The organism is Marivita cryptomonadis, from assembly GCF_002115725.1.
Lineage (GTDB): Bacteria > Pseudomonadota > Alphaproteobacteria > Rhodobacterales > Rhodobacteraceae > Marivita > Marivita cryptomonadis.
In genome coordinates, this window is the sequence record NZ_JFKD01000022.1 from 14,937 (window position 1) to 36,870 (window position 21,934).

26 protein-coding genes and 1 other RNA gene are annotated in these 21,934 nt (G+C 59.8%); 10 read left to right on the forward strand and 17 right to left on the reverse strand.

Annotated features, from left to right (window positions below):
• Positions 1–151: 151 nt before the first annotated feature.
• The 5 genes from acuI to MCRY_RS18890 form a co-directional block, all read right to left on the reverse strand.
• Complete coding sequence (acuI, locus tag MCRY_RS18870; protein WP_085632770.1) at positions 152–1,141, reverse strand: acryloyl-CoA reductase; 990 nt, start codon at positions 1,139–1,141, stop codon at positions 152–154.
• Positions 1,142–1,222: 81 nt separating this feature from the next.
• Entirely contained in the window at positions 1,223–2,326 is a 1,104-nt protein-coding gene (locus tag MCRY_RS18875) for a dimethylsulfoniopropionate demethylase (RefSeq protein ID WP_085632772.1), read from the reverse strand.
• A gap of 80 nt (positions 2,327–2,406) precedes the next feature.
• Positions 2,407–2,925 (reverse strand): DinB family protein, encoded by a 519-nt coding sequence (locus tag MCRY_RS18880; protein WP_338087189.1) that lies wholly within the window; start codon positions 2,923–2,925, stop codon positions 2,407–2,409.
• A 1-nt stretch (position 2,926) separates the two neighbouring features.
• Positions 2,927–3,610, reverse strand: a complete 684-nt coding sequence (locus tag MCRY_RS18885; protein WP_085632774.1) for a DUF1326 domain-containing protein — start codon at positions 3,608–3,610, stop codon at positions 2,927–2,929.
• A 12-nt stretch (positions 3,611–3,622) separates the two neighbouring features.
• Positions 3,623–4,378 carry a DUF2182 domain-containing protein gene (locus tag MCRY_RS18890; RefSeq protein ID WP_238939443.1) on the reverse strand — a complete coding sequence of 252 codons (756 nt, stop codon included), beginning with the start codon at positions 4,376–4,378 and terminating at the stop codon, positions 3,623–3,625.
• Positions 4,379–4,448: 70 nt separating this feature from the next.
• On the opposite strand from MCRY_RS18890, the gene MCRY_RS18895 reads away from it, so the two are divergent.
• The gene (locus tag MCRY_RS18895) at positions 4,449–5,174 is read left to right on the forward strand and encodes a FadR/GntR family transcriptional regulator (protein WP_085632776.1); all 726 of its coding nucleotides are present in this window, start codon (positions 4,449–4,451) and stop codon (positions 5,172–5,174) included.
• Positions 5,175–5,288: 114 nt separating this feature from the next.
• On the opposite strand, the gene MCRY_RS18900 is transcribed toward MCRY_RS18895, so the two are convergent.
• Positions 5,289–6,041, reverse strand: coding sequence for a cytochrome c biogenesis CcdA family protein (locus tag MCRY_RS18900; RefSeq protein WP_085632778.1), 753 nt, complete (start codon positions 6,039–6,041; stop codon positions 5,289–5,291).
• A 114-nt stretch (positions 6,042–6,155) separates the two neighbouring features.
• On the opposite strand from MCRY_RS18900, the gene MCRY_RS18905 reads away from it, so the two are divergent.
• Positions 6,156–6,377 carry a sulfurtransferase TusA family protein gene (locus MCRY_RS18905; protein ID WP_085632780.1) on the forward strand — a complete coding sequence of 74 codons (222 nt, stop codon included), beginning with the start codon at positions 6,156–6,158 and terminating at the stop codon, positions 6,375–6,377.
• Between the two features lie 64 nt (positions 6,378–6,441).
• On the opposite strand, the gene MCRY_RS18910 is transcribed toward MCRY_RS18905, so the two are convergent.
• The gene (locus tag MCRY_RS18910; protein WP_085632834.1) at positions 6,442–9,312 is read right to left on the reverse strand and encodes an Rne/Rng family ribonuclease; all 2,871 of its coding nucleotides are present in this window, start codon (positions 9,310–9,312) and stop codon (positions 6,442–6,444) included.
• Between the two features lie 455 nt (positions 9,313–9,767).
• Here MCRY_RS18910 and MCRY_RS18915 point away from each other — a divergent pair, with 455 nt between their 5' ends.
• The 4 genes from MCRY_RS18915 (at position 9,768) to MCRY_RS18930 (ending at position 12,689) form a co-directional block, all read left to right on the forward strand.
• Positions 9,768–10,235, forward strand: a complete 468-nt coding sequence (locus MCRY_RS18915) for a YbaK/EbsC family protein (RefSeq protein ID WP_085632782.1) — start codon at positions 9,768–9,770, stop codon at positions 10,233–10,235.
• Between the two features lie 108 nt (positions 10,236–10,343).
• Positions 10,344–10,763 (forward strand): DUF2852 domain-containing protein, encoded by a 420-nt coding sequence (locus MCRY_RS18920; RefSeq protein WP_085632784.1) that lies wholly within the window; start codon positions 10,344–10,346, stop codon positions 10,761–10,763.
• Positions 10,764–10,836: 73 nt separating this feature from the next.
• Entirely contained in the window at positions 10,837–11,286 is a 450-nt protein-coding gene (locus MCRY_RS18925; protein ID WP_085632786.1) for an RDD family protein, read from the forward strand.
• A 185-nt stretch (positions 11,287–11,471) separates the two neighbouring features.
• Positions 11,472–12,689 carry an aminopeptidase P family protein gene (locus MCRY_RS18930; RefSeq protein ID WP_085632789.1) on the forward strand — a complete coding sequence of 406 codons (1,218 nt, stop codon included), beginning with the start codon at positions 11,472–11,474 and terminating at the stop codon, positions 12,687–12,689.
• A 42-nt stretch (positions 12,690–12,731) separates the two neighbouring features.
• Here MCRY_RS18930 and MCRY_RS18935 read toward each other — a convergent pair whose 3' ends face one another.
• The 8 genes from MCRY_RS18935 to ssrA form a co-directional block, all read right to left on the reverse strand.
• Positions 12,732–12,965: a ribbon-helix-helix domain-containing protein gene (locus tag MCRY_RS18935; protein ID WP_085632790.1), complete on the reverse strand. Its 234-nt coding sequence runs from the start codon at positions 12,963–12,965 to the stop codon at positions 12,732–12,734.
• A complete protein-coding gene (locus MCRY_RS18940) occupies positions 12,962–13,135 on the reverse strand; it encodes a DUF4169 family protein (RefSeq protein WP_085632836.1) in 174 nt (57 codons plus the stop codon). Before MCRY_RS18940 ends, MCRY_RS18935 begins: the two co-directional genes overlap by 4 nt.
• A gap of 44 nt (positions 13,136–13,179) precedes the next feature.
• Positions 13,180–13,947, reverse strand: coding sequence for a class I SAM-dependent methyltransferase (locus MCRY_RS18945; RefSeq protein WP_171046158.1), 768 nt, complete (start codon positions 13,945–13,947; stop codon positions 13,180–13,182).
• Positions 13,948–14,039: 92 nt separating this feature from the next.
• Positions 14,040–14,639: a ferric reductase-like transmembrane domain-containing protein gene (locus tag MCRY_RS18950; protein WP_085632794.1), complete on the reverse strand. Its 600-nt coding sequence runs from the start codon at positions 14,637–14,639 to the stop codon at positions 14,040–14,042.
• Positions 14,640–14,808: 169 nt separating this feature from the next.
• Positions 14,809–16,203, reverse strand: a complete 1,395-nt coding sequence (gene fumC, locus MCRY_RS18955; RefSeq protein WP_085632795.1) for a class II fumarate hydratase — start codon at positions 16,201–16,203, stop codon at positions 14,809–14,811.
• A gap of 78 nt (positions 16,204–16,281) precedes the next feature.
• The gene (locus tag MCRY_RS18960; protein ID WP_085632838.1) at positions 16,282–16,782 is read right to left on the reverse strand and encodes an SspB family protein; all 501 of its coding nucleotides are present in this window, start codon (positions 16,780–16,782) and stop codon (positions 16,282–16,284) included.
• A gap of 95 nt (positions 16,783–16,877) precedes the next feature.
• On the reverse strand, positions 16,878–17,534 hold the full coding sequence (locus MCRY_RS18965; RefSeq protein ID WP_085632797.1) for a DUF1194 domain-containing protein: 657 nt from the start codon (positions 17,532–17,534) through the stop codon (positions 16,878–16,880).
• Between the two features lie 386 nt (positions 17,535–17,920).
• Positions 17,921–18,273, reverse strand: a transfer-messenger RNA (tmRNA) gene (ssrA, locus tag MCRY_RS18970).
• Positions 18,274–18,331: 58 nt separating this feature from the next.
• On the opposite strand from ssrA, the gene MCRY_RS18975 reads away from it, so the two are divergent.
• Positions 18,332–18,934, forward strand: coding sequence for an HD domain-containing protein (locus tag MCRY_RS18975; protein ID WP_171046157.1), 603 nt, complete (start codon positions 18,332–18,334; stop codon positions 18,932–18,934).
• A gap of 20 nt (positions 18,935–18,954) precedes the next feature.
• Here MCRY_RS18975 and MCRY_RS18980 read toward each other — a convergent pair whose 3' ends face one another.
• Positions 18,955–19,572, reverse strand: coding sequence for a DUF2306 domain-containing protein (locus MCRY_RS18980; protein WP_085632799.1), 618 nt, complete (start codon positions 19,570–19,572; stop codon positions 18,955–18,957).
• A gap of 188 nt (positions 19,573–19,760) precedes the next feature.
• Here MCRY_RS18980 and MCRY_RS18985 point away from each other — a divergent pair, with 188 nt between their 5' ends.
• The 3 genes from MCRY_RS18985 to MCRY_RS18995 all read left to right on the forward strand — a co-directional run bounded on the left by MCRY_RS18985 (position 19,761) and on the right by MCRY_RS18995 (position 21,514).
• A complete protein-coding gene (locus MCRY_RS18985) occupies positions 19,761–20,357 on the forward strand; it encodes a Crp/Fnr family transcriptional regulator (protein ID WP_085632801.1) in 597 nt (198 codons plus the stop codon).
• Between the two features lie 67 nt (positions 20,358–20,424).
• A complete protein-coding gene (locus tag MCRY_RS18990; protein WP_085632803.1) occupies positions 20,425–20,616 on the forward strand; it encodes a YgaP family membrane protein in 192 nt (63 codons plus the stop codon).
• A gap of 97 nt (positions 20,617–20,713) precedes the next feature.
• Positions 20,714–21,514: a DUF1194 domain-containing protein gene (locus MCRY_RS18995; RefSeq protein ID WP_085632805.1), complete on the forward strand. Its 801-nt coding sequence runs from the start codon at positions 20,714–20,716 to the stop codon at positions 21,512–21,514.
• On the opposite strand, the gene MCRY_RS19000 is transcribed toward MCRY_RS18995, so the two are convergent.
• A complete protein-coding gene (locus MCRY_RS19000) occupies positions 21,496–21,870 on the reverse strand; it encodes a DUF4345 family protein (protein ID WP_085632843.1) in 375 nt (124 codons plus the stop codon). The genes MCRY_RS18995 and MCRY_RS19000 overlap by 19 nt on opposite strands.
• Positions 21,871–21,934: the final 64 nt, after the last annotated feature.

Here is a 21,934-nt window from a genome sequence, read left to right on the forward strand (position 1 = left end):
TTATTATTAAGCAAAGCCTAGCATGAAGGCCGCTTTACGTCACCCTCCGGCTGGGAAAACCACGGGGCTGGTCATTCCCTTGGGGGGCCGCAAAAGAAAACCGGGGCAGCACAGGCCACCCCGGTCGGTTGGTTCAGCAAGGTTCGAGCGATCAGCCCGCAGCCACGTCGACCACAACACGGCCCTTGACCTGACCTTTGAGAATGTCTGCCCCAAGACCCGGCAAATCAGCAAGCGTCGCCGGTGTCACCATCGCCTCCAGCTTATCCATCGGCAGGTCTTTGGCGATCCGCTGCCATGCCCGTACGCGGTTGTCATAGGGTTGCATGACGCTGTCGATCCCCAACAGGTTCACACCGCGCAGCAGGAACGGGATCACCGTCGCCGGAAGGTTCGCACCGCCTGCCAGACCGACGGCGGCAACAGACGCACCATATTCCATCTGCCCCAATACGCGGGCCAGCATCGCACCCCCCACAGCATCGACACAGCCGCCCCATGTCTCGGCCTCCAACGGCCGCTTGACGGTCTCGTTCAGCTCGTCCCGCGCCACGATCTGTGTCGCACCAAGCGACTCCAGATAGGCGGCTTGCTCAGGCCGACCGGTCACCGCCGCAACCTTGTGACCCAACGCGGCAAGGATCGCCGTCGCCACCGAACCCACGCCACCGGCAGCCCCGGTCACCAGAACCGGCCCCGGCTTGATGCCATGGTCCTCCAGCGCCATCACCGCCAGCATTGCGGTAAACCCGGCAGTGCCCACCGCCATCGCCTGACGTGTATCCAGCCCCTCGGGCAGCGGCACCAGCCAATCGGCCTTCACCCGCGCCTTCTGGGAATACCCGCCCCAATGCGCCTCACCAACACGCCAGCCGGTCAGGACCACCTTGTCACCGGGCTTGTAGCGGTCGTCCTCCGACGCCTCGACCGTTCCGGCAAAGTCGATGCCCGGCACATGCGGATATTTCCGCACCAGCCCGCCACCGGGACCGATGCACAAACCGTCCTTGTAATTCACCGTCGAATACTCGACCGACACTGTCACCTCGGCCTGGGGCAGGTCATCGAGCCCGATCTCTTCCACCGCCGCCAAAGTCTTGCCGCTCTCTTCGTCCTTGCGAACCATCAATGCCTTGAACATGCCTTGCTCCTTTTCATCTTGCCAAAAAAACTCCGGGGAGTGTGAGGGGCTGGCCCCTCACTCCCCAACTCCACAACGCGCTCAGACCCAGAAGGTCTCCCAAACCTGCGCCGCGCGCACCTCGTTCGGCAGCACGACATCAAGGTCGGTGCCCTCGTCCCAATGGGTCATGCGCACCATGCCGATGGCCACGTTGGTGCCAAAATCCGGGCTCCACGCAGCACTTGTGACCTGACCCACCTGCGTGTCCCCCGCCATCAGCGGCCACGGCCTGTCACACGAAGGCACGCGCTCGCCATGAATTTCAATGGCCCGGATCTGCCGGATAGGCCCTTCTTGGGCCACACGCAGCAGCGCATCGCGCCCAACACAGCCGATGGCCGTCTGCGTGTTGCAGAACTTGCCCAACCCGCACTCATGCGGTGTGTTGTTGTCGGTCATATCATTGCCGTAGCTCAGCAATCCACCCTCGATCCGTTCGATCAGGTTGGGACAGCCCGCATGCACGTCCAGATCACGCCCCGCCTCCATCAGCGCGTTCCAAAGCGGCATGCCCAGATCGCTGCCCTCGACATAAATCTCGAACCCGCCCTGACGCGAATAGCCCGACCGCGCCACAGCAAGCGATCGCCCTTGGAAATCCAGCATCTTGTAACGGAAAAACCGGATATCACGCACCTGATCGCCAAACACCCGCGCCATCAGATCGTCCGACTTCGGTCCCTGCACAGCGAGCGGCGACACGTCCGGTTCATCCACCAGCACATCCAACCGGAAGCCATAGGCCAATCCCTTGACCCAGAACAGCAGATCGCTGTCAGCAATCGAAATCCACCAACGGTCTTCGGCCAGCTTGACCGCCACCGGATCGTTCAGCATCCCGCCGGTCTCATCAACAATGGGCACATAGAAACACTGCCCCGGCAGCATCGACCGCAAATCGCGCGGCGTGAGCATCTGCATCAATCGCCCCGCATCAGGACCGCGCAGCTCGACCTGCCGCTCGCAGGCCACGTCCCAGACCTGCACCGCCTCTTTCAGATGGCGGTAGTCTTCCTCGACCGACCGGAACACCGTCGGCAGAAGCATATGATTATAAACCGTAAACGCACTGACCCCGGCGGCTTCGACGCCATCGGAAAACGGGGTCCGCCGCAGTCGACGGGAAGGGGAAATCAGAGCCATGCGCACACCTCATGCACAGAACTCGGGATGGTGGGCGGGGCGATGCGCATCGCGCAAGCGCCGACCAGCAGACCGAAAGGTTACAACCAGGGCCCGTCTTCGGGCATGATGAAAAGATCGGTCACGGGCGCTGTTGCCCCCGCAGCCGTCAGCATCGCGTGGATCTGCCCGCGATGATGGGTCTGGTGATTGAAGAAATGCATGATGCAAAGATCAATCGACTTGACCAGGTCGCACCCCAATGCCCCGGAATACCAGCGAAGATCGCCTTTCAGATCAACGGCGTTCAGCCCTTCAGCCCAACGCAGGATGCGCGCGTCCATCCTGTAGCGGTCTCCGGCCCAGACTGCCGGGGTCGGTGTCAGGTCGACGCTGTCGGAAATCCCGGCCTCTGGCCTTGGTCCGCCATCGAAACGCGACATCCAGATCATGTCGCCCCATAGAAGATGGTTGGCCGTGCTGAAGATCGACCCGAAAAACGCCTTGCGCTCCTTGCGCAGCTCGACTTCGGACAGCGTGTCGAACGCCGCCCGCAGTTGCTTGTTCTGCCACGCGTTGTATCGCGCCATCGTCACGCAATATTCCGGGAAGATCATCATCTTACTTGGGTCCGTGCCAGTCGATCTGGCAAATCTCGGCGCTGCGTCCGTCAAAATCCCAGACCCGGCCATAGGCGCGCACCTTGCCCTTGGTCGCGGTGGCGACGGTGATGTCCGGCCCCATCCAGTACTGCGTGTTCTTGACCACGAGGTCTTCGTCAGCATTGGCCCCACCGACCGGGTGGACAACCCCTTGGATCTTGCGACCCACGGTGATGTGACGGGTCTTGCCCTCGGTCTCGTAGGTGACGGGCTGACGCTCGGCCCCCAGGAATTCGCCCACGAGTATTTGGAACAAACCCGTTGTGCCCTTGGCAGCGCCGCTGAACACCTTGACCAAAGCGTCAAAGGTCGGATCGTCCGCGCGGTCATCGACAAACAGACCGACTTTCCAGTTGCCCCGGCTCATCATGCCCGGGATCTCGATCAACAGGCCGATGTTCAAACCTGACAGGTCGATATCGCCGTAGTGACCGGAATCGATCCGCACCCCGCCCCATGTCTGGCAATGCCCTTCCGTGGGCGGATGCTTGCCAAGACTGATCACACAGGGGCAGAACACCGTACAGTTACAGTTGAGGATCAGCTCCCCCTTGATGGCCCAAGGCTGAATCTCCGGCCCGGGCCGGTCCGTGGCCGGATGGCGGTTGTCCAGCTTCTCCGCCACGTCCAAACGATCACTCATTGCATCTCTCCCTTAAGATCCCAAAAGCGCCACAACGAGGCCGGTCCCGATCAGGACACCCCCCAAAGGCCGGGTGATCCAAGCCCCGGCGCGCAATTTCTCCAACGTCATCACCACCGTCGCGAGCCCCATGAAGCCCAGCGACATCACACCGCCGACAAAGCCCAGCAACATCAGCGCCCAGCAGCATCCAAGGCACACCGCGCCAAGACGCAACCCGTTGCGCCATGCGCCTTCATCCCAATGCGCCATGAAAAACGTGATCGGCATCCGGCACTTGGCCAGACACGCCTCTTTCAAGGCGCTGAATTGGTAAGCCCCGGCCAGCACCAGCAATCCTCCCGACAGCAGCGCCGAGCGGCTGTCGCCGAACGCGCTGACCCAGCCAAGGCTGAAAAGCCCGATCTGCAATCCCGCAGCCAAGGCGGAAAATCCAAGCCAGACCGCCAGATACCCGGCCAGTAGCCCGCCCAGATCGGTCTGGGTCGACCGTCCCAGATCGTCATACGCGGCCAGCGCAGGCAGCGCCGTCGGCGCCATCATCGCCCCCGACATCAGGCCCCACATGACCCAAAGCCGCAAGAAACCGGCCGCGTCCGGTGTCGTGGTGCAAAATGCCTCCCAGAAATCGCCGCCGAACACCCGCGCCATGTCGCGCAAGTCCGCAGGCACCGCCATCAGCGCCAAAATCAACCAGCACAGCAGAACCAGCCCATAAAGCGCAAGCCAATGCGGCGCGCTCATCTGTCTGATCCGGTCTGCCAGCATGCACATTCCTCCACTCAGCCGCGACTCGGGGCTTGCCAAAATAATTGTCAGACATTTAAATGCCTGACAAATGAAAAATGCACAGCCCGAGAAAAGCCTGTCCGCCCAGATCGCGGACGCCATCCGCACCGCGATTGTCGACGGGCGGCTGCTGGTGGGCGACCGCCTGCCCTCCGAGGCGGAACTCGCCGATCAGCACGGCGTGTCCCGCGCAACGGTACGCGAGGCACTGAAACGGCTGGCGGCGCAATCGCTGATCCGCACCGAACGCGGCGCGTTTGGCGGGGCGTTCGTCAATCACCTCTCCTACGAAGGGGCCCGCGCGCAGCAGGTCACGACATCAACGCTTCTTCTGGGCATGAACGCGATCAGCTTTCAGGTTGCGTGCGAGGCGCGCTATGCGTTGGAACGCAGTTGCACGGCCCTTGCTGCAGAACGGCGCACAGAGGCACTTTTGGATGCGATGCGGACCGAGATCGAAACACAATCTGCCCCTGACCTGTCGGACGAGTCGTTCTGCGCCTCGGACGTCGCTTTTCACCGGGCCTTGGTCGATTGCGCAGGCAACGAGGTGCTCAGCTACCATCTGGCAGGCAGCGTCGAGGCGATGCAGCCCTTGATGAACATGACTACTTTCACCGCGCGCAGCCGCGCCGAAATCATCGACCTGCACCGCGCTATTGTGACGGGGCTGGAGCGCCGCGATGTGGCGTCTGTTGACAGCGCGCTTGCGACGCTCGAGGCGTACACGATCACGTTGGGTCAATCGGTGCTCAAGGCCCGCGCCACGCGGTAAACCCTTCAAAGGGTTTCTTCACATCCTTCAAAGGATGTGGCTCTCACCTCTCCATTGCGCGCAATAACATCCTTCAAAGGATGTCCTTCGATCCTTCAAAGCATCGAACCCGCCTCAGCCCAACAAGGCAAGCCCCGGAAAGGTCTCTAACAGCCAGAACGCAAAGGACGTGAACGCCCCCGTGACCAGTGCGATGCCGACGATCACCAACAGACCGCCCATGGCCAGTTCGATCTTGCGCATGTGCTTTTTGATGCGGTTCATCACACCCATCGCACGGGTCAGGAACATCGCTGCCAACAGAAACGGAATGCCCAGCCCCGCCGCATAAACCGCCAGCAGCAACGTGCCCCGCGTCACCGACGCCTCGCTTGCGGCCATTGACAGGATCGCTCCCAGCTGCGGCCCGATACAGGGCGTCCAGCCAAAGGCGAAAGCCAATCCAAGTACATAGGCCCCAAAGGCCGACCCACCCTGTTGACCTGCCTCCAAACGGGCTTCCTGATCCAGAAACGGAATGCGGAACACTCCAAGAAAATGCAGCCCGAAGATGATCACAACCACCCCAGACACCTGCGCCAATTGTGTCTGGTACTGAAGGAACAACGATCCAAAGGCGGAAGCAGTGAACCCCAGCAGGATAAAGATCGTCGACAGGCCAAGCACAAAGAACAACGCCGCGAGAATGCCTTTGCGGCGACCTTCACCGCCCGCTTCGATATCGGCCACACTCACACCTGACATGTATGCCAGATAAGGCGGCACGATGGGCAGCACGCAGGGGCTGAGAAATGACAAAGCCCCCGCCAAAAGTGCGATGCTCATAGCCGGGAAGAGGGCGGCGTCGATGATCTGGAATTCCAACATAGAACCGACATATGCCAAGCCTTGGGCGCTGTCACGCGACGCGGGGTCACATCATCGTGCCATCCTTGCACCCGCACTGTGGACAGCGGCACCAGACAGGCCTAAATCGCGCGTATGAGTGAAGATTTGGATGCCACCGGGCTGCTGTGCCCCCTGCCCGTTCTCAAGGCGCGCAAGCGCTTGATGGGGCTTTCGTCGGGCAGCGAATTACGGGTGCTGACGGATGATCCGGCAGCCATCGTCGACATGCCCCATTTTTGCAACGAGGCCGGACACACCCTTGTCAGCAGCGACACACAGGGCGACGCCATGCTTTGGGTGATCCGCAAAGCCTGACCGCGAAACGCAAAACGCCCACGCAGTATATGCAAGGGCGTTTTGAACTGTCATTTGCTGCGGCTTAGCGGCCCAGAGACCACCATCCACGCCGTTTCTTCTTGGCACTGTCCGCGTCGTCCCCTGCTTCGGCATCGGCCCCAACAGGTTCGGGTTCTGGCGCAGCGACCGGCGCTTCAGCTTCGGGTTCAACCGCTTGTTGCTCCGTCACTTCCGGTTCGGCAGCAACCTCCGGCACCGGCGCGGGCTCTGCCACGGGCTCGGGCGCAGGCTCATCTGCCGCCACAGGTGTCACAACTTCCGGCACAGGCGCGATCTCTTCCGTCGGGATCACGGCAACAGGCTCTTCAGTCTTTGCAGGCTTCTTGGCACGGGTCCGTTTTACAGGCGCCTTCTTGGGTTTGGGCGCAGCCTCTTCGGCATCTGCCACCACCTCAGAGCCTTCCGGCGCCTCAGCGGCTGGTTCGGCCTTCTTGCGGCTACGGCTGCGCGGCTTTTTCTTGGGCGCGTCCTCTACCGCCGGAGCCGCATCAGGTGCTGCAACCGCATCTGTGGACACGGCATCTACCGGAGCTACCGCCTCGACGGCTGCAACCTCTGTCTCCGCTGCGCTGTCCTTGGCGGCTTGTGCAGGCTTGCGCGACCGGCTGCGGGTCCGTTTGGGCTTGGCCTGAGCCGCATCCTCTTGGGGAGCTGCGTCAGTCGCCGCTTCGGCGACAACAGCCTCTGCCGCGACAGGTTCCGATGGTGTTGCCTCGTCCCCGCTATCCGCGGTCTCGTTTGTGTCCGCGTCGGTATCCGTATCCGCCTCACCGTCATCTTGACGATCACGGTTGCGATTGCGGCCACGACCTCCACGACGTGACCGGCGACGGCGCTTCTTGGGCTTGCCATCGTCCTCTTCGGACGTCGGCGTTGTGACGACCTCAGCTTGCTCTTCGTCCTCTTCGTCCTCGTCTGCGGCGTCCTCGTCCACCTGATCCATGAGCGACGTGTCAACAGACACGACATGCACAGGAGCTTCGGGCACGACACGGGTCGCGGTCTTGAACTTCTCCATCGAGAAATCCGGGCTGACCAGATGCACATCGCCTTCGATGCGCACGGACAAACCATAGCGGGTCTCGATCTGGGCCACGTGTTCGCGCTTCTGGTTCATCAGGAAGTTGGCGATAGAGACCGGGCACTTGACCAGAACCTCACGCGACCGGCGGCGCACGCCTTCTTCTTCGATCTGACGCAACACCTGCAGCGCCATGTTGTCATCCGACCGGATCAAACCAGTCCCGTGACAGCTTGGGCAGGGCTGAGTCGTTGCCTCGATCATGCCGGGGCGCAGACGCTGGCGCGACATTTCCATCAGGCCAAAGCCGGAAATCCGGCCCACCTGAATGCGCGCACGGTCGTTCTTGAGCTTGTCTTTGATCCGCTTTTCAACAGAAGCGTTGTTCTTACGCTCGTCCATGTCGATGAAGTCGATCACGATCAGACCCGCAAGGTCGCGCAGACGAAGTTGGCGTGCCACCTCTTCTGCCGCTTCAAGGTTGGTCTTGAGCGCGGTTTCCTCGATCGAGCCTTCCTTGGTGGCCCGACCCGAGTTCACGTCGATGGCCACAAGCGCCTCGGTCACACCGATCACGATATAACCGCCGGACTTGAGCTGCACCGTCGGATTGAACATGCCCGACAGGTAGGATTCCACCTGATGGCGCGCGAACAGCGGCATTTGGTCGGCGTAATGCTTCACGTTCTTGGCGTGGGACGGCATGATCATCTTCATGAAGTCCTTGGCGATGCGGTAGCCGCGTTCGCCCTCGACCAGAACCTCGTCGATGTCGCGGTTATAGAGATCGCGGATCGACCGTTTGATGAGGTCGCCTTCTTCGTAGATCTTGGCCGGCGCGATGGATTTCAGCGTCAGTTCACGGATCTGTTCCCACAGGCGCTGCAGATATTCATAGTCGCGCTTGATCTCGGTTTTGGTGCGCTTGGCACCTGCCGTCCGAATGATCAGGCCCGCGCCTTGCGGCACGTCGATCTCATTGGCGATCTCTTTGAGCTTCTTGCGGTCAGGTGCGTTGGTGATCTTGCGGCTGATGCCACCACCGCGTGCGGTGTTGGGCATAAGCACGCAATAGCGGCCCGCCAGCGACAGATATGTGGTCAGCGCTGCGCCCTTGTTGCCGCGCTCTTCCTTGACGACCTGCACCAGAAGGATCTGGCGCACCTTGATGACTTCCTGGATCTTGTAGCGCTTGGGGCGTGGCTTGCGACGCGGTCTGATATCTTCGTGTGTGTCATCATCGGCGACGGATTCGATGTTTTCATCGCGGTCCGCAGGTTGGGACAGATCGTCGACGTCGTCGTCCTCATCATGCAGATCGGTCGCGTCAGCGCTGTCCGCCTCATCGGGTTCTTCGACCGGAGTTTCCGCCACCGTTTCCATCGGTGACAGCCCTTCGGCCTCGTCCTCGTCATCATCGCCACTGAAGTCGATGGTCTCCATGCCAGAGATGTCGTCCGACACCTCTTTGGTGGTCACGGCATCATCACCTTCGGCTTTGGCTGCACGTGACCGGTTGCGGCCCCGGCCCCGACGCGACTTGGGCTTTTCGTCTTCATCCTCGCGCCGTGCCAAGCTTTCGGCATACGCGCGCTCTTCTTCCATCAGCGCTTCACGGTCCGCGACAGGAATCTGATAGTAGTCGGGATGAATTTCCGAGAACGCAAGGAACCCGTGGCGGTTGCCGCCATAGTCTACAAACGCCGCCTGAAGCGACGGTTCGACCCGTGTTACTTTTGCGAGATAGATGTTGCCAGCAAGCTGGCGTTTGTTTTCGGATTCAAAGTCAAATTCCTCAACCTTGGTTCCGTCGACCACCACAACGCGGGTTTCCTCCGCGTGGGTGGCATCGATAAGCATTTTCTTAGGCATAAATTCCGTGCGCACAACCGCCGCCGCCCCCACCTTTCGGGTAGGAACAGGGATCGGGTGTGTCTTGTCATGGCGAGTAGGTGCGCAGCGGCTGGCCGGGGTGAAATGCCCCGTTGCTCTAGCCTCATGTCCTGCGCGCGTTTCATCGCGTTTCTTCTCCGACGCATGTCACAGGGGTGACTGCATCCGTTACGAACCTGATGTTCGGATAAACCGCAGGTGTTTGTAGAAGGCCTTACGGCCATACCAGCGTGCTCTGAACTCAGGACATTTTGCCGACGCACAGAACAGCGAAACTCTTTGGCCCGCACTCCGCGAAACGGATTGGGCTAACGACCACAATAAGGGCAGAGCCGTCCATTGCACAATGGGCAATCTTACCTTTTCTGCATATGTTCTCTGTCTTATGACACCATGAGGATCCAAAGAGCGCCCAAATCAAGGGAAACCACCGCATGAGCAAAAGCCTCGCCCGCGTACGCACAGCCCTCGAAACATTGGGACTGCCCGCAGATATCCACGATGTCGGACAGGCCCGCACCGCACAAGAGGCCGCCGACAGTGTAGGCTGTCACATCGACCAGATCGCCAAGTCGATCATCTTCCGCGCCGAAACCAGTGGCGATGCCGTGCTGTTCCTGACTGCAGGTGGCAACCGCGTCGATTCGATAAAGGCGTCCGTCTGCGCGGGCGAACCGTTGGGCAAGGCGGATGCAAACCTTATCCGCGCACAAACCGGCTTTGCCATCGGCGGCGTGTCCCCGATCGGACATCTTAATCCGATCCGCGCGTGGCTGGACCCCCGGCTGCTGGAATTCGACGTGGTTTGGGCCGCTGCGGGCACACCGCGGCATGTTTTCCCACTCGATCCAGCAGTTCTTCCAAAAATCTCATCCGCTCAAATATTTGATTTCACGCCATAAAATAAGTAAATGTAAAAAACATTCACATTCTCTCTTGCAAACGAGGTCAACAATTCCGATCTGTTCAATGTGAAAGACATTCACATCAAACAAACAACGGAGTTGATAATGAGCACGATCGCCGCCCCCGCTTCTCTTCCGGCCCGCATGGGTTGGTTTTCCCGCGCCGAGGCGTGGCTGGACAACAAAGGTAAAGGCGCTTGGATCGCCGCTATGGTCCTTGGCTTTATCTTCTTCTGGCCGGTCGGCCTCGCCCTTCTTGCCTACATGATCTGGAGCAAACGCATGTTCAACAAATCCTGCAACAGCCGCCGCATGTCGACCAAATTCACCACGATGCGGTCATCCGGCAATACCGCCTTTGACGCCTACAAGACCGAAACCCTGCGCCGCCTCGAAGAAGAGCAGGAAAATTTCGAAGCCTTCCTCAAGCGCCTGCGCGATGCCAAGGACAAGTCGGAATTCGACCAGTTCATGGACGAGCGTGCAAAATCCGCTAAGGAAAGCCGCGAAACCGCAGACGCGTAAACCTTGCACAACCCACCGGTGGCCCCATATCGGGGCCACGCCCCTCATTCAGTGAAAGAACGGTTTTTCGACAATGTACGCCACCGACGCCTATCCCAACCTGCCCGACCCGATGGTCCAGCCCGAATTCTACGACAGCGTCACGATCAAGCGTGGTCTGGCCTGGTTGATCGACGCAGCTTTGATCGCGGCGCTTCTGGTGCCGGTCGTCGTGATGACGGCGTTCATCGGGCTTTTCTTCCTGCCGTTCCTATTCTTCGTCACCGGCTTCATCTACCGCGTGGCCACCATCACCGGACGCTCGGCCACGTGGGGCATGCGCCTGATGTCGATCGAATTCCGCGACAGCCGTGGCGAACATTTCGACTTCAGCCAGGCCTTCATGCACACGCTGGGCTACACAGTGTCGATGGCGATTTTCCCGCTGCAACTGATCTCGATTGCGATGATGTTTCTTACAGAACGGGGTCAGGGTCTGACTGACATGCTTTTGGGCACTGTTGCGATCAACCGCCGCGCGTAACCGGATGCGTCAAATCCGTTGACAGACTCACCGTCATTTGGCATCGAAATCGCGATGTGCCGACGATGGCGTCGTTGGAGCAAGACCCACATCAAGCTTTCCACAGAAAGCGTATCGTCCTGAACGCCCGGATGTGATGCCGGGCGTTTCGCATATGGTCCCGGCAGATGCTCGGAGACTTGACTATGTTCGATACCCCCAACCGTCCTCAGACCTTCACCTGCCACAACGGCGACAAGGCCCCCCTGCCCTTCGCAAAGGCCGAGTACGACCAGCGCGTCGCGAGCCTGCGGGCCATCATGGCCAGCCATGATTTGGACGCGGTGCTGCTCACCTCTATGCAGAACATCTCGTATTACTCGGGCTTTCTCTATTGCAGCTTTGGCCGTCCCTACGGCCTTGTCGTCACCCACGACACCTGCACCACCGTCAGCGCCAACATCGACGGCGGTCAGCCATGGCGCCGCGCGCATTGCGACAACGTCATCTACACAGATTGGGAGCGCAACAATTACTGGCGCGCGGTCGCGGCTTTGGTCGGCAAAGGCCGTCGCATCGGCGTCGAAGGCGACCACCTGACCCTTGCGGCCCGCGCCACGCTGGACACGTTTCTCAACACCCCCGAGGTGATCGACATCGCCCCCGACACGATGCGGTCACGCATGGTCAAATCCCCTGCCGAAATCGCCCTGATCACAGAAGGCGCACGCGTTGCCGATGTGGGCGGCTATGCTATCCGTGACGCCATCCAAGCCGGTGCCCGCGAGATCGACATCGCCATGGCAGGCCGTGACGCGATGGAGCTTGAGATCGCCCGCAGCTTCCCCAACAGCGAGATGCGCGACAGCTGGGTTTGGTTCCAGTCGGGTCTCAACACCGACGGCGCCCATAACCCGGTGACGATGCGCGCATTGCAGCACGGCGATATCCTCAGCCTCAACACCTTCCCGATGATCTCGGCCTATTACACCGCGTTGGAACGCACCCTGTTCCTGGGTGAACCCGACGCCGACAGCCTCCGCATCTGGAACGCCAACGTCGCGGCACATGAACTGGGCCTCAGCCTGATCAAACCCGGCATCTCCTGCGCCCAGATCTGTGACGAGATCAATCGCTTGTTCGCGCAGGAAAACCTGCTCCAGTACCGCTCTTTCGGGTATGGCCATTCCTTCGGCATCCTCAGCCACTACTATGGCCGCGAGGCGGGTCTGGAGTTCCGCGAAGACATCGACACAGTGTTGGAGCCGGGCATGGTTGTGTCTATCGAACCGATGCTCTGGATTCCCGAAGGCACTGCCGGGGCAGGCGGTTACCGCGAGCATGATATTCTGGTGGTGACCGAAGACGGTGCCATCAACGTCACCGGCTTCCCGTATGGGCCAGAGCACAATGTGATCGCGTAACAACCCAGCAAAACCGTGGTCCTTGGGCATGCCCCGAGGGCCTCACGACCCAGAGATCACCCTCTCGCGATACCAATCCAGCACATAGACCCGGATCGCAGAGGCCAGACCCACTTCTATGTCCCGCCCCTCGTCGATCTCTGCCGCCAGCGCGTTGATCGGCATGTCCCGCGCTTCGGCAATATCCCGAAATGCGCGCCAGAACGCATCCTCCAAGGACACGCTGGTGCGGTGCCCCCGCAGCGTCAGCGACCGTTTGACGGGCCGTCCGCTCATGTCGTGGATTTGCCGTCCAGATCACGCTTGGCCTTGTCGGCCCGCGCTTTCTCCAGATCCTTCTGCGCCTTGCTGCGCCCGAATTTTGCAGAGTTTTCGTCTGCCTTGGCGCGCTTGTCGGAACGTGCCTTCGTTTTGCGAAACTGGTTGAGGTTGGTGACATTGCTCATGGTGAGAACAGTACTATGCCCACCGCGAAATTCCAGCATTTCGCTCACATTGGTTTAGCCAGCCACCAAACCTGCTCATTCGGATAATTCTTGGCCCACTCGGCAGGCACAAAATCCTGCGAACCTTTCACGGGTTCGGGGGCGTAAAGCTCTTTATAATCGACCACGGCGAAACCGATCTTGCGAAACAGCGCAAACCAGTCGGTAATCGTCAGGTTGAAGGTCACGCCACTTGGATCGATCTCGACGTCGGTCCAATCAGCGCCCCACATATCGCGATACCGTCTGTGCAAGACTGGCTCGCAAGGCGCTCCATTCATCGGCGTGCAGATGATCGACAATGGGTGATTGCCCAGAAAAACAAGACGTCCCCCCGGTCGCAACAGCCGCCACGCTTCGCGCAGCCAGACTTCGGGCCGGCACCAGATCGCAGCCCCGTATTCGGAAATGGCAAAATCAAAAGACTCGTCCGGCAGCCCGGTCGCTTCGGCGTCGCCTTCAAGAAAGGTGATGTCTGCGCCATGCACCTGGGCCAACCGGCGCGCGGTGTCCAATTGCGCGGCGGTTACGTCGATCCCAGTGACCCGCGCACCCAGACGCGCCATCCATGCCGACACATAGCCAGTGCCACAGCCCAGTTCGATGGCATCTTTGCCGGTCATATCCTCTGGCAAAAGTTTCAGGTCGGCTTCTGGCGACCCCCAAATCCCCCATCTCGGGTCTGAGGCCCACAGCCGTTCGCCGGGCGCGACCCAATTTTCGGCATCCTTCTGCCAGACATCGCGGTTGGTCGAGATATGGTCTTTGGTCATTTCAAAATTCTTTGCGAGAAATAAATAAGCTGCCGCAATATCTCGCGGCAGCCTCATAAATCATAGCAAAAATGCTGAGCAGACCAATTCGGTCAAGCTGTGCGTGCGGTTGTTCGGGGTCGCACGTACCAATACCAGACCCGATATGCCTCGAGCGCGGCAAGTGGGCCGAAGTGGACAAGAGCCGCAGCAGGACTGCCCCAATCATGCAGCGAAGCCCAGTGTACCAACGTCAAAACGGCTGCCGGATAGGTCCAGCGCTGAAGGGTTTTCCAACGCGGCCCCATGACGCGCACGAAATAGTCAGTTGAGGTCACGGCAAGCGGAATAAAGATCACGAAAGCCAGCCACCCGGTCCAGATGTAAAGCCGGGGCAGTTCGGTGATGACCGTGTCCAAGGACGCCTTGTCGATCAGGTAGAAGGCGGTATGCGCGGCCGCATAGGCAAACGCCGCCACACCGAAATACCGCCGGTTCTTTTTGAGCCATCGCGGAAATGCGGCGGATTTGAAGAGCAAGATCAGCGGCGATGCCAGCATCGCGATGATCATGAACCGCGCGGCGAATTCGCCCGTGGGGTGAACTAGGATGTGATAAATTTTCGGGTTGGTTGACGTGGCAAGATCATACGTCATGCCAAAAGCCGGCAAGGCCAACACAAGCCAAAGCCAATAGGGATAGAAACGCGACATGGAACAGTCCTGAATAATGATGGTCACATGCCTAGACTCACGCAGGGCCAATTACTTTCCGTCGCAAAAAACCAAAAAAAAGAGGACGCACCAAGCGTCCTCTCCGTTTCTTTTTGCAAATGCTCCTGAAACATCCCCCTGAAAGGGCGATGCAAATGGCGCAGTTTGCTTACCCTTTCGGACCAATCATGTCCTCGGGACGGACCACGCGGTCAAAGGTTTCGGCATCGACAAAGCCCAGCGCAATCGCCTCTTCCTTGAGGGTCGTGCCGTTCTTGTGCGCCGTCTTGGCAACCTTGGTGGCGTTGTCATAGCCGATGGTCGGTGCAAGTGCCGTCACCAGCATCAGCGATTCCTTCATCAGCTTGTCGATGCGCGGCTCGTTCGCTTCGATTCCGAGCAGCATGCGCTCGGTAAAGCTGTCCGCCGCGTCGCCCAGCAATTGCATGCTCTGCAACAGGTTATAGGCCATCATCGGGTTGTAAACGTTCAATTCGAAATGGCCTTGGCTTCCGGCGAACTTGATCGCCGCGTCATTGCCCATCACATGCGCCGCAACTTGCGTCAGCGCCTCTGCCTGCGTCGGGTTCACCTTGCCCGGCATGATCGACGAACCCGGCTCGTTTTCGGGCAGGATCAATTCGCCCAGACCCGAACGCGGGCCAGAACCAAGGAAGCGGATGTCGTTGGCGATCTTGTAGCACGATCCCGCCACGGTCGCCAAAGCACCCGACATGAACACCATGGCGTCATGTGCGGCCAGTGCCTCGAACTTGTTGGGCGCAGTCACAAACGGCAAATCCGTAATTTCGGCCATATGCGCCGCTACGGTCTCACCCCAACCCTTTTTCGTGTTGAGGCCCGTGCCAACAGCGGTGCCGCCCTGCGCCAGCTCGTAAATGCCCGGCAGGCAGGTCTTGATCCGCGCGATGCCCTGACGGACTTGATGCGCGTAGCCCGAAAACTCCTGCCCCAGCGTGAGCGGAGTCGCGTCCTGAGTGTGTGTTCGGCCAATCTTGATAATGTCTTTGAATTCTTCGGCTTTTTGCTCAAGTCCCGCCGCCAGCTTTTCCAGCCCCGGCAGCAGCGTGTCGCGCACCATCATCGCGGCGGCAATGTGCATCGCGGTCGGGAAGGTGTCGTTCGACGACTGGCCCATGTTGCAATGATCGTTCGGATGCACCGGGTCTTTCGATCCGATCACACCACCCAGAATTTCAATCGCGCGGTTCGCAATCACTTCGTTGGCGTTCATATTCGACTGGGTGCCAGACCCGGTCTGCCAGACAACCAGCGGGAAGTTGTCGTCGAACTTGCCGTCGATCACTTCTCCTGCCGCCTGAATGACCGCATCGGCCAGACGTGCATCCAGATCGCCCGACGCCTTGTTCGCTTGTGCACAGGCTTTCTTGATCACGCCCAAGGCGCGGACAATGGCGATGGGCTGCTTTTCCCAGCCAATGGGAAAGTTCATGATCGAGCGCTGTGTCTGTGCGCCCCAATATTTTTCGGACGGCACCTCAAGTGGGCCAAAACTGTCGGATTCGGTGCGGGTCTGAGCCATCTGGGTCTCCTCGGTATGCAGTTGCATGCCGTTTAGCCGCAACCGGCACACAGAGCAATTGTCAAACTGGCGCAGGCGCTACTTGCGGAACGTGTCTAAGCTCACGACTTCGGCGTCTTTGCGATTGGTCTCAGACGCATCGTTCCCCTTGGACTTTGCGCGATCCTTGCTTTCTTTGGTCGGACGGGCCGTGGGCACCAAGGAACCCTCTTCCGGTCCCTCCCCTTCCATGCTCTCGAACCGCAGGCCGAATTCAACTGACGGATCGACAAACGTCAGCACCGCATCGAAGGGAATATACAGCCGCTCGGGTGCATCGCCGAAATTCAGGGTCACGGCAAAGCCGTCTTCCGCCACTTCAAGATTGTCGAACCAATGCTGCATCACCACCGTCATTTCACCGGGGTACCGGTCCGACAGCCAATCCGCGATTTCCACATCCGGGTGCCCGGTGTCGAACGTGATGAAAAAATGGTGATCACCGGGGAGGCCATCCTTCTGGACGTCCTCAAGAACGGTGCGGATCAATCCGCGCATCGCCTGATGCATCAAGCTGCCATAATTGATGCCAGTCGTCATCGCCGTCATCCCCTGAGTCTCCCCTGATCATATTGCATTAAATCGAAAACAAAAGGCTTGGCATGCTGCAATGTCATGCAAAGGGCGGAAATCCCTCAGCCGAAGACAGAACTGATTTCGCGCAGGATTTTGCGGCGGATCGCGCGGGCATAGTCCCTGTGCCCCCGCGCGGTTTCGACGAACCCGTCGGCGGTGATCACGTTACGCTGATAGAAATTGGTGATCGCCCGCCCCAGCCCTTCGATGGCCAGACCGTTGACCGTCACACCCGACCTTTCCGCCGCGCGGCGCATCTGCCGCACCTCTCCGCCCGCATTGGGGGTGCCGTCACCTGACATGTCGATCACCCGGCGCGCGCAGTTCGGGCCACTGTCGAAATGGCGCAGCGCATGGCGCAACGCTTCGGCCGGGGCTGTGTTGGACATCACAAAGGCGCGCGGCAGACGTTCGACAGCCGATGCAAACAAGTGCACATGGCTGGGACTGACCATCTGGGTCCAATCAAGACTGACCTCCTGCGCATCCACACCGGACCACTGGATCACGCTCAGCGCCACCTGATCGCGCACCAGAATCTCGGCGATTTCGGGATCACGCAGGGCGGCGGCAAGACCGTCGATCTGAAGCCGGTATTCCCCCGGATCGACCGATTGTGACACATCCATGGTCAGAATCAGCGCCGTGCGGCACGCATGCACCGGTTGGGCGAGACATAGACATATGAGAAAAGCGCGCCAAAGCATCAGGTGCATTGATCCCGTCCCGCGCGACAAGGTCAAGCGAAAGGCGCCCGCCCGGATTTCACAATGTCTTCAGGCAAGTGCCCCGCACATTCCCAGGGCATGCCTTGGCAAAGCGTAGATATGGGGCAATCGCGATGCTCGCGGCATTCTACCACGCGGCGCCGACCTACGGATAGTCCGTGTTCACGCTCTTGGACCGCTATTGGCGCGCAAGCCGGATCGGGGATGCTCAGCTTCAGTCCGCACCTGACGGTCAACTCCACCCTAGAGTCGCCCCGGTTCAGATAGCCGCCATATCTGCAATTCTTCAACGAGCGCACGGTCGTGACTGGTCTTTCAGAAGACTGAGCGTGGCACTACAGCGGCCACCGAGATTGGGTTTTTCGGGGGAGTAAAGTGCAGGCTTCTGTTGCCAGGTGCCTGCGAACCCCGCCTTACGCTGCTAGGCGCAAGGGCTTAATTTTCGATATTACCGACCGCTTACGCGGCAAGTGCTACCGGAGCATTGTTGTCATTTGCAACTATACTTTGTGAACCGATAACGGTGGTATCTCACCGAGACAAAGCAGACGTGTTTAGACGTTCGTCGATCCTGTTTCGACCCCATGATCCTGCAAATGACAGGGTGTTTGGTGGAGTCGCCGGGTACCGCCCCCGGGTCCGAGCCGCTTATTGAACGCGCGTTTATGTCTATAGTCCCCGAAGGAACATCATGAATATCGGAGTTTTGCCGCCCGAATTCAAGGGGCATCTGGCGCAATCGCCCGGACTGACGCAAGATGCGCGAAATCACAAGGATCACGCCAATGGACCAGAACCAGACAGTGTCGTTCACCCAGATGAAGGATGGCACCAAAGAAGACTACGAGCTTCTGGAAAAGCTGGAAAAGCCATACCTGTCCCTTACCCCGGATCGCATTCTTGATGAATTGCGCCGTCAGGGCGACGTCAGCCTTGAAGGCTACCGCATCACCCGCCTGCAACATGGGTTGCAATCGGCCACGCGCGCCGAAGCGGACGGGGCCGATATCGACTGGATCGTTGCCGCCCTTTTGCACGATGTGGGCGACGGGCTGGCCCCACAGAACCACGACCGCTTTTCCGCCGAAGTGATCCGCCCCTTCGTGCGCTGGGAAGTCGCATGGGTGGTCGAACATCACGGCATCTTCCAGATGCTTTACTACGGCCACCATTACGGCTGGGACCGCAACGCGCGTGACAGGTTCAAGGACCACCCCTGCTTTCGGTCCTGTGCTGATTTCTGCGAACGCTGGGATCAGTCGTCGTTCGACCCGGACTATCCGATGAAACCGCTCGACCACTTCGAGCCATTGGTCCGCGAGGTCTTTGCGCGCAAGGCCTATGACCCCACCGTGATCCGCGAAGGTGAGGTTGTCGGCCTGCCCTGAGCAACAGCGCCGTATTTGAATTACCGCCCGGTGGGAACGGCAGGGTGCCGTCGGTCCCGGGCCAGCCACCATTCCGCAATCAGGGCGTTCGGCACCCAGCATATCCATGCCAAGACGGGGGACGCATCCACGTAGCTCACCCCGTTCAGCATGTATCCCGCCAAGTATATCCGCAGCGTGACCCCCGCCAGCGTCAGCGCAAAAGACCGGATCATCCAGACACGATGCTGCGCAAATTCACGCCGCCGCGCGTGATAGACGGCTTTGGCCGTCGTGCCGATCCAAAGGACCGCAAGGATCATAAAGCCCAAACCCGGCACCCATCCGCCCGGCGCGAACAGCCCTAGCCAAAATCCAGCCACACCGCTCACCAAGACGCACAGCGCATACAGTCGCCCTGTCCAGCGATGCAGCACGGGACGCCGGGCGCGAAGTTTGGGCATGAATTGCAGAACACCCGCGACCAAGGCGACGGGTGCCAACGTCACATGAAGGGCGAAAACCATGCGCCGCGCTTCAAGGTGATCTTCAAAGCCCGGAAAAGACAGATCAAATCCAAGCCCAAGAAACCGCCACGATCCAAGCGCCACAAGACCGCTCAAGACAGCCATAAGGAAAAACGGGAGGCGGGTTGTCATGGCTTGGCACCTGCAAAAGCAATGTTCGATGCTAGGCACGCCCCCGACAGGAGTCGAGGAATTACGGGCCCACCCCCAAAAGCCACAGACGGACGCCTCAAAATAATGCACCCTTTCATGCAAGACGCGCCGCTTGCATCATTTGCGCGGGTGGTGTGAGCTTTGATCAACACAGATAAAGGGCTCCCGTGACACAGACCCGCCTCTTCACGGCCAAGCAAGGCCAGACGATATTTCAGCCCGGTCAGGAGTGCCCCGGTTTTCTGGACCTGACCAAAGGGTCGATCCGCGTCATGCTGACGGGGGCTTCCGGGCGTGAGGTTGTGCTGTACCGGGTACGCCCCGGCGAGGTCTGCCTGCAAACCTTTTCCTGCCTCGTGGACGGGCACACTTACGGGGCCGAAGGCATTATCGAGGCCGATATCGAAGGCACATTGATCCCCGCGAGCCTCTTTCGGCAACAGATGGAGGCGGACCCTGAGTTCCGCCAGAAAGTGCTCAGCTCCGTCGCGCTGCGCTTTTCCGAATACCAGCAACTGGTCGAGGATGTGGCGCTTACCAATTTTGATGCGCGGCTGGCCAAGGCGCTGTTGCGGCTGGCCGACGCGGACGGCACCGTTCACGCCACCCATGCCGCATTGGCCGCGGAAACCGCATCGGGCCGCGCTTATGTCTCACGCAGGCTGGCGGCGATGGCGCGCAATGGCGTCGTCGAACAACTGCCCGATGGCATCGCAATCATGGACAAACGCGCTTTGGAACAGATTGCCGCAGACCCCCGGTGACTCTGTCACCGTCACACAGCCCGTCCCTTTGCTAATCTCCCCGCAGGAGCATGAAAAGGAGACCACCATGACCAAGAACGAAGGAACCATCGACCGCGCCCTGCGTGTGATTGCAGGCCTTGTCCTGCTATCGCTCGTCTTTATCGGACCGCAGACCATGTGGGGTTTGATCGGTATCGTGCCACTGGCCACCGGCCTGATCGGCATCTGCCCGCTGTATTCGATCCTCGGCATCAACACCTGCCCGATGAAGAACTAAGCGAAAGGGACGGTCGTCTTTCCTGCGACCGTCCTTTTTCCACCAGTCACAAAAGTTGTGATTGGACCGACCATCCGCAGTTCGGCATCCTGACGGGATGAAAGCAGCCTTAGCCCTTTTGATCGCCGCCAGTCTCATCTTGCCTCGCGCTGCCACTGCCGAAGAGATCGAGGTCGATCTTGAACTGGTGCTGATGGTCGATGTGTCCCGGTCGATGACCGAACGCGAGTTGGAGATTCAGCGCAAAGGCTATGCCGAGGCGCTGCGCTCGGACGCGGTATTCGCCGCACTTCAGTCGGGGCTGCTGCAAACAGTGGCGGTGACCTATGTAGAATGGGCCGGCACGCAGGAAGTCGTGATTGACTGGCGCCTGCTCCAGACCCGCGAAGACCTTGACGCCTTTGCCGACATCCTCACCTCGCGTTTTGATCCCGCGCTGCGGCGCACGTCGATCTCCGAAGCGCTGATCTTTGGATCGCGCCTTATCGAAACAAACAAATACAAAGGCTTACGGCGCGTCATTGATATCTCGGGGGATGGTCCGAACAATCAGGGCCGCACCGTGACCGTCGCCCGTGATGCTGTTCTGGCCAAGGGCATCATCATCAACGGCCTGCCGCTTCTGACACGCGAAGGCATGGACACATCCTGGCACCTCGACAACCTCGACATCTATTACGAGAGCTGCGTCATCGGCGGGCCGGGATCATTTGTCATCCCGGTCTTCGATTGGGATGATTTTGCCGAAGCGGTGCAGCGCAAGCTGGTGCTGGAAATGGTCTCACGCCCGCCAGAGGCTCAGATCATGCAGGCGCAGGCCCCCCGGCTTGACCCAACAGACTGCCAGATCGGCGAGAAAATCTGGCAGGAGCGCCGCCGCTACTGGGACAGCCCCTGAGCACCCGGAAGGTTGACGATCAACAACCACGCCGCGAACACCGCCTCGAACAGAAAATAAAGATGCGCCTTGGGAAAGGGCGGCTTGTCGAGCAACAGGGACAGCCCCCGCCCCAGCCCAGCACCCAGATAGACAAACCCCATCATCGCATAAGCCCAAGGCGTGCCCAGCCATAGGCATGCAGCGCCCACGATCACGAACATGCCCCCAACCGAGGCCCTCAATTCCGACAGGCCCATCGTTGTCTCACCGGTCTGCAAATCCAGCACCCCGGCCGTATAACGCGGTGCCAGCATGCCAAACGCGCCCAGCGCGATGGTCAGAAGGGCAGCAACGATGTTCAGAATATCGATCATGGTCATCCTCGTGGTGTCCGGTGTTAACCGCACACATAGCCCACCTTTCCCGCGCTTCATCAAA

What these genes read in the sequence shown, in the direction of transcription:
- acuI (WP_085632770.1), bottom strand. Translation starts at nt 1,141, where the DNA reads ATGTTCAAGGCATTGATGGTTCGCAAGGACGAAGAGAGCGGCAAGACT.
- MCRY_RS18875 (WP_085632772.1), bottom strand. Translation starts at nt 2,326, where the DNA reads ATGGCTCTGATTTCCCCTTCCCGTCGACTGCGGCGGACCCCGTTTTCC.
- MCRY_RS18880 (WP_338087189.1), bottom strand. Translation starts at nt 2,925, where the DNA reads ATGATGATCTTCCCGGAATATTGCGTGACGATGGCGCGATACAACGCG.
- MCRY_RS18885 (WP_085632774.1), bottom strand. Translation starts at nt 3,610, where the DNA reads ATGAGTGATCGTTTGGACGTGGCGGAGAAGCTGGACAACCGCCATCCG.
- MCRY_RS18890 (WP_238939443.1), bottom strand. Translation starts at nt 4,378, where the DNA reads ATGCTGGCAGACCGGATCAGACAGATGAGCGCGCCGCATTGGCTTGCG.
- MCRY_RS18895 (WP_085632776.1), top strand. Translation starts at nt 4,449, where the DNA reads ATGAAAAATGCACAGCCCGAGAAAAGCCTGTCCGCCCAGATCGCGGAC.
- MCRY_RS18900 (WP_085632778.1), bottom strand. Translation starts at nt 6,041, where the DNA reads ATGTTGGAATTCCAGATCATCGACGCCGCCCTCTTCCCGGCTATGAGC.
- MCRY_RS18905 (WP_085632780.1), top strand. Translation starts at nt 6,156, where the DNA reads ATGAGTGAAGATTTGGATGCCACCGGGCTGCTGTGCCCCCTGCCCGTT.
- MCRY_RS18910 (WP_085632834.1), bottom strand. Translation starts at nt 9,312, where the DNA reads ATGCCTAAGAAAATGCTTATCGATGCCACCCACGCGGAGGAAACCCGC.
- MCRY_RS18915 (WP_085632782.1), top strand. Translation starts at nt 9,768, where the DNA reads ATGAGCAAAAGCCTCGCCCGCGTACGCACAGCCCTCGAAACATTGGGA.
- MCRY_RS18920 (WP_085632784.1), top strand. Translation starts at nt 10,344, where the DNA reads ATGAGCACGATCGCCGCCCCCGCTTCTCTTCCGGCCCGCATGGGTTGG.
- MCRY_RS18925 (WP_085632786.1), top strand. Translation starts at nt 10,837, where the DNA reads ATGTACGCCACCGACGCCTATCCCAACCTGCCCGACCCGATGGTCCAG.
- MCRY_RS18930 (WP_085632789.1), top strand. Translation starts at nt 11,472, where the DNA reads ATGTTCGATACCCCCAACCGTCCTCAGACCTTCACCTGCCACAACGGC.
- MCRY_RS18935 (WP_085632790.1), bottom strand. Translation starts at nt 12,965, where the DNA reads ATGAGCGGACGGCCCGTCAAACGGTCGCTGACGCTGCGGGGGCACCGC.
- MCRY_RS18940 (WP_085632836.1), bottom strand. Translation starts at nt 13,135, where the DNA reads ATGAGCAATGTCACCAACCTCAACCAGTTTCGCAAAACGAAGGCACGT.
- MCRY_RS18945 (WP_171046158.1), bottom strand. Translation starts at nt 13,947, where the DNA reads ATGACCAAAGACCATATCTCGACCAACCGCGATGTCTGGCAGAAGGAT.
- MCRY_RS18950 (WP_085632794.1), bottom strand. Translation starts at nt 14,639, where the DNA reads ATGTCGCGTTTCTATCCCTATTGGCTTTGGCTTGTGTTGGCCTTGCCG.
- fumC (WP_085632795.1), bottom strand. Translation starts at nt 16,203, where the DNA reads ATGGCTCAGACCCGCACCGAATCCGACAGTTTTGGCCCACTTGAGGTG.
- MCRY_RS18960 (WP_085632838.1), bottom strand. Translation starts at nt 16,782, where the DNA reads ATGACGACTGGCATCAATTATGGCAGCTTGATGCATCAGGCGATGCGC.
- MCRY_RS18965 (WP_085632797.1), bottom strand. Translation starts at nt 17,534, where the DNA reads ATGCACCTGATGCTTTGGCGCGCTTTTCTCATATGTCTATGTCTCGCC.
- MCRY_RS18975 (WP_171046157.1), top strand. Translation starts at nt 18,332, where the DNA reads ATGGACCAGAACCAGACAGTGTCGTTCACCCAGATGAAGGATGGCACC.
- MCRY_RS18980 (WP_085632799.1), bottom strand. Translation starts at nt 19,572, where the DNA reads ATGACAACCCGCCTCCCGTTTTTCCTTATGGCTGTCTTGAGCGGTCTT.
- MCRY_RS18990 (WP_085632803.1), top strand. Translation starts at nt 20,425, where the DNA reads ATGACCAAGAACGAAGGAACCATCGACCGCGCCCTGCGTGTGATTGCA.
- MCRY_RS18995 (WP_085632805.1), top strand. Translation starts at nt 20,714, where the DNA reads ATGAAAGCAGCCTTAGCCCTTTTGATCGCCGCCAGTCTCATCTTGCCT.
- MCRY_RS19000 (WP_085632843.1), bottom strand. Translation starts at nt 21,870, where the DNA reads ATGATCGATATTCTGAACATCGTTGCTGCCCTTCTGACCATCGCGCTG.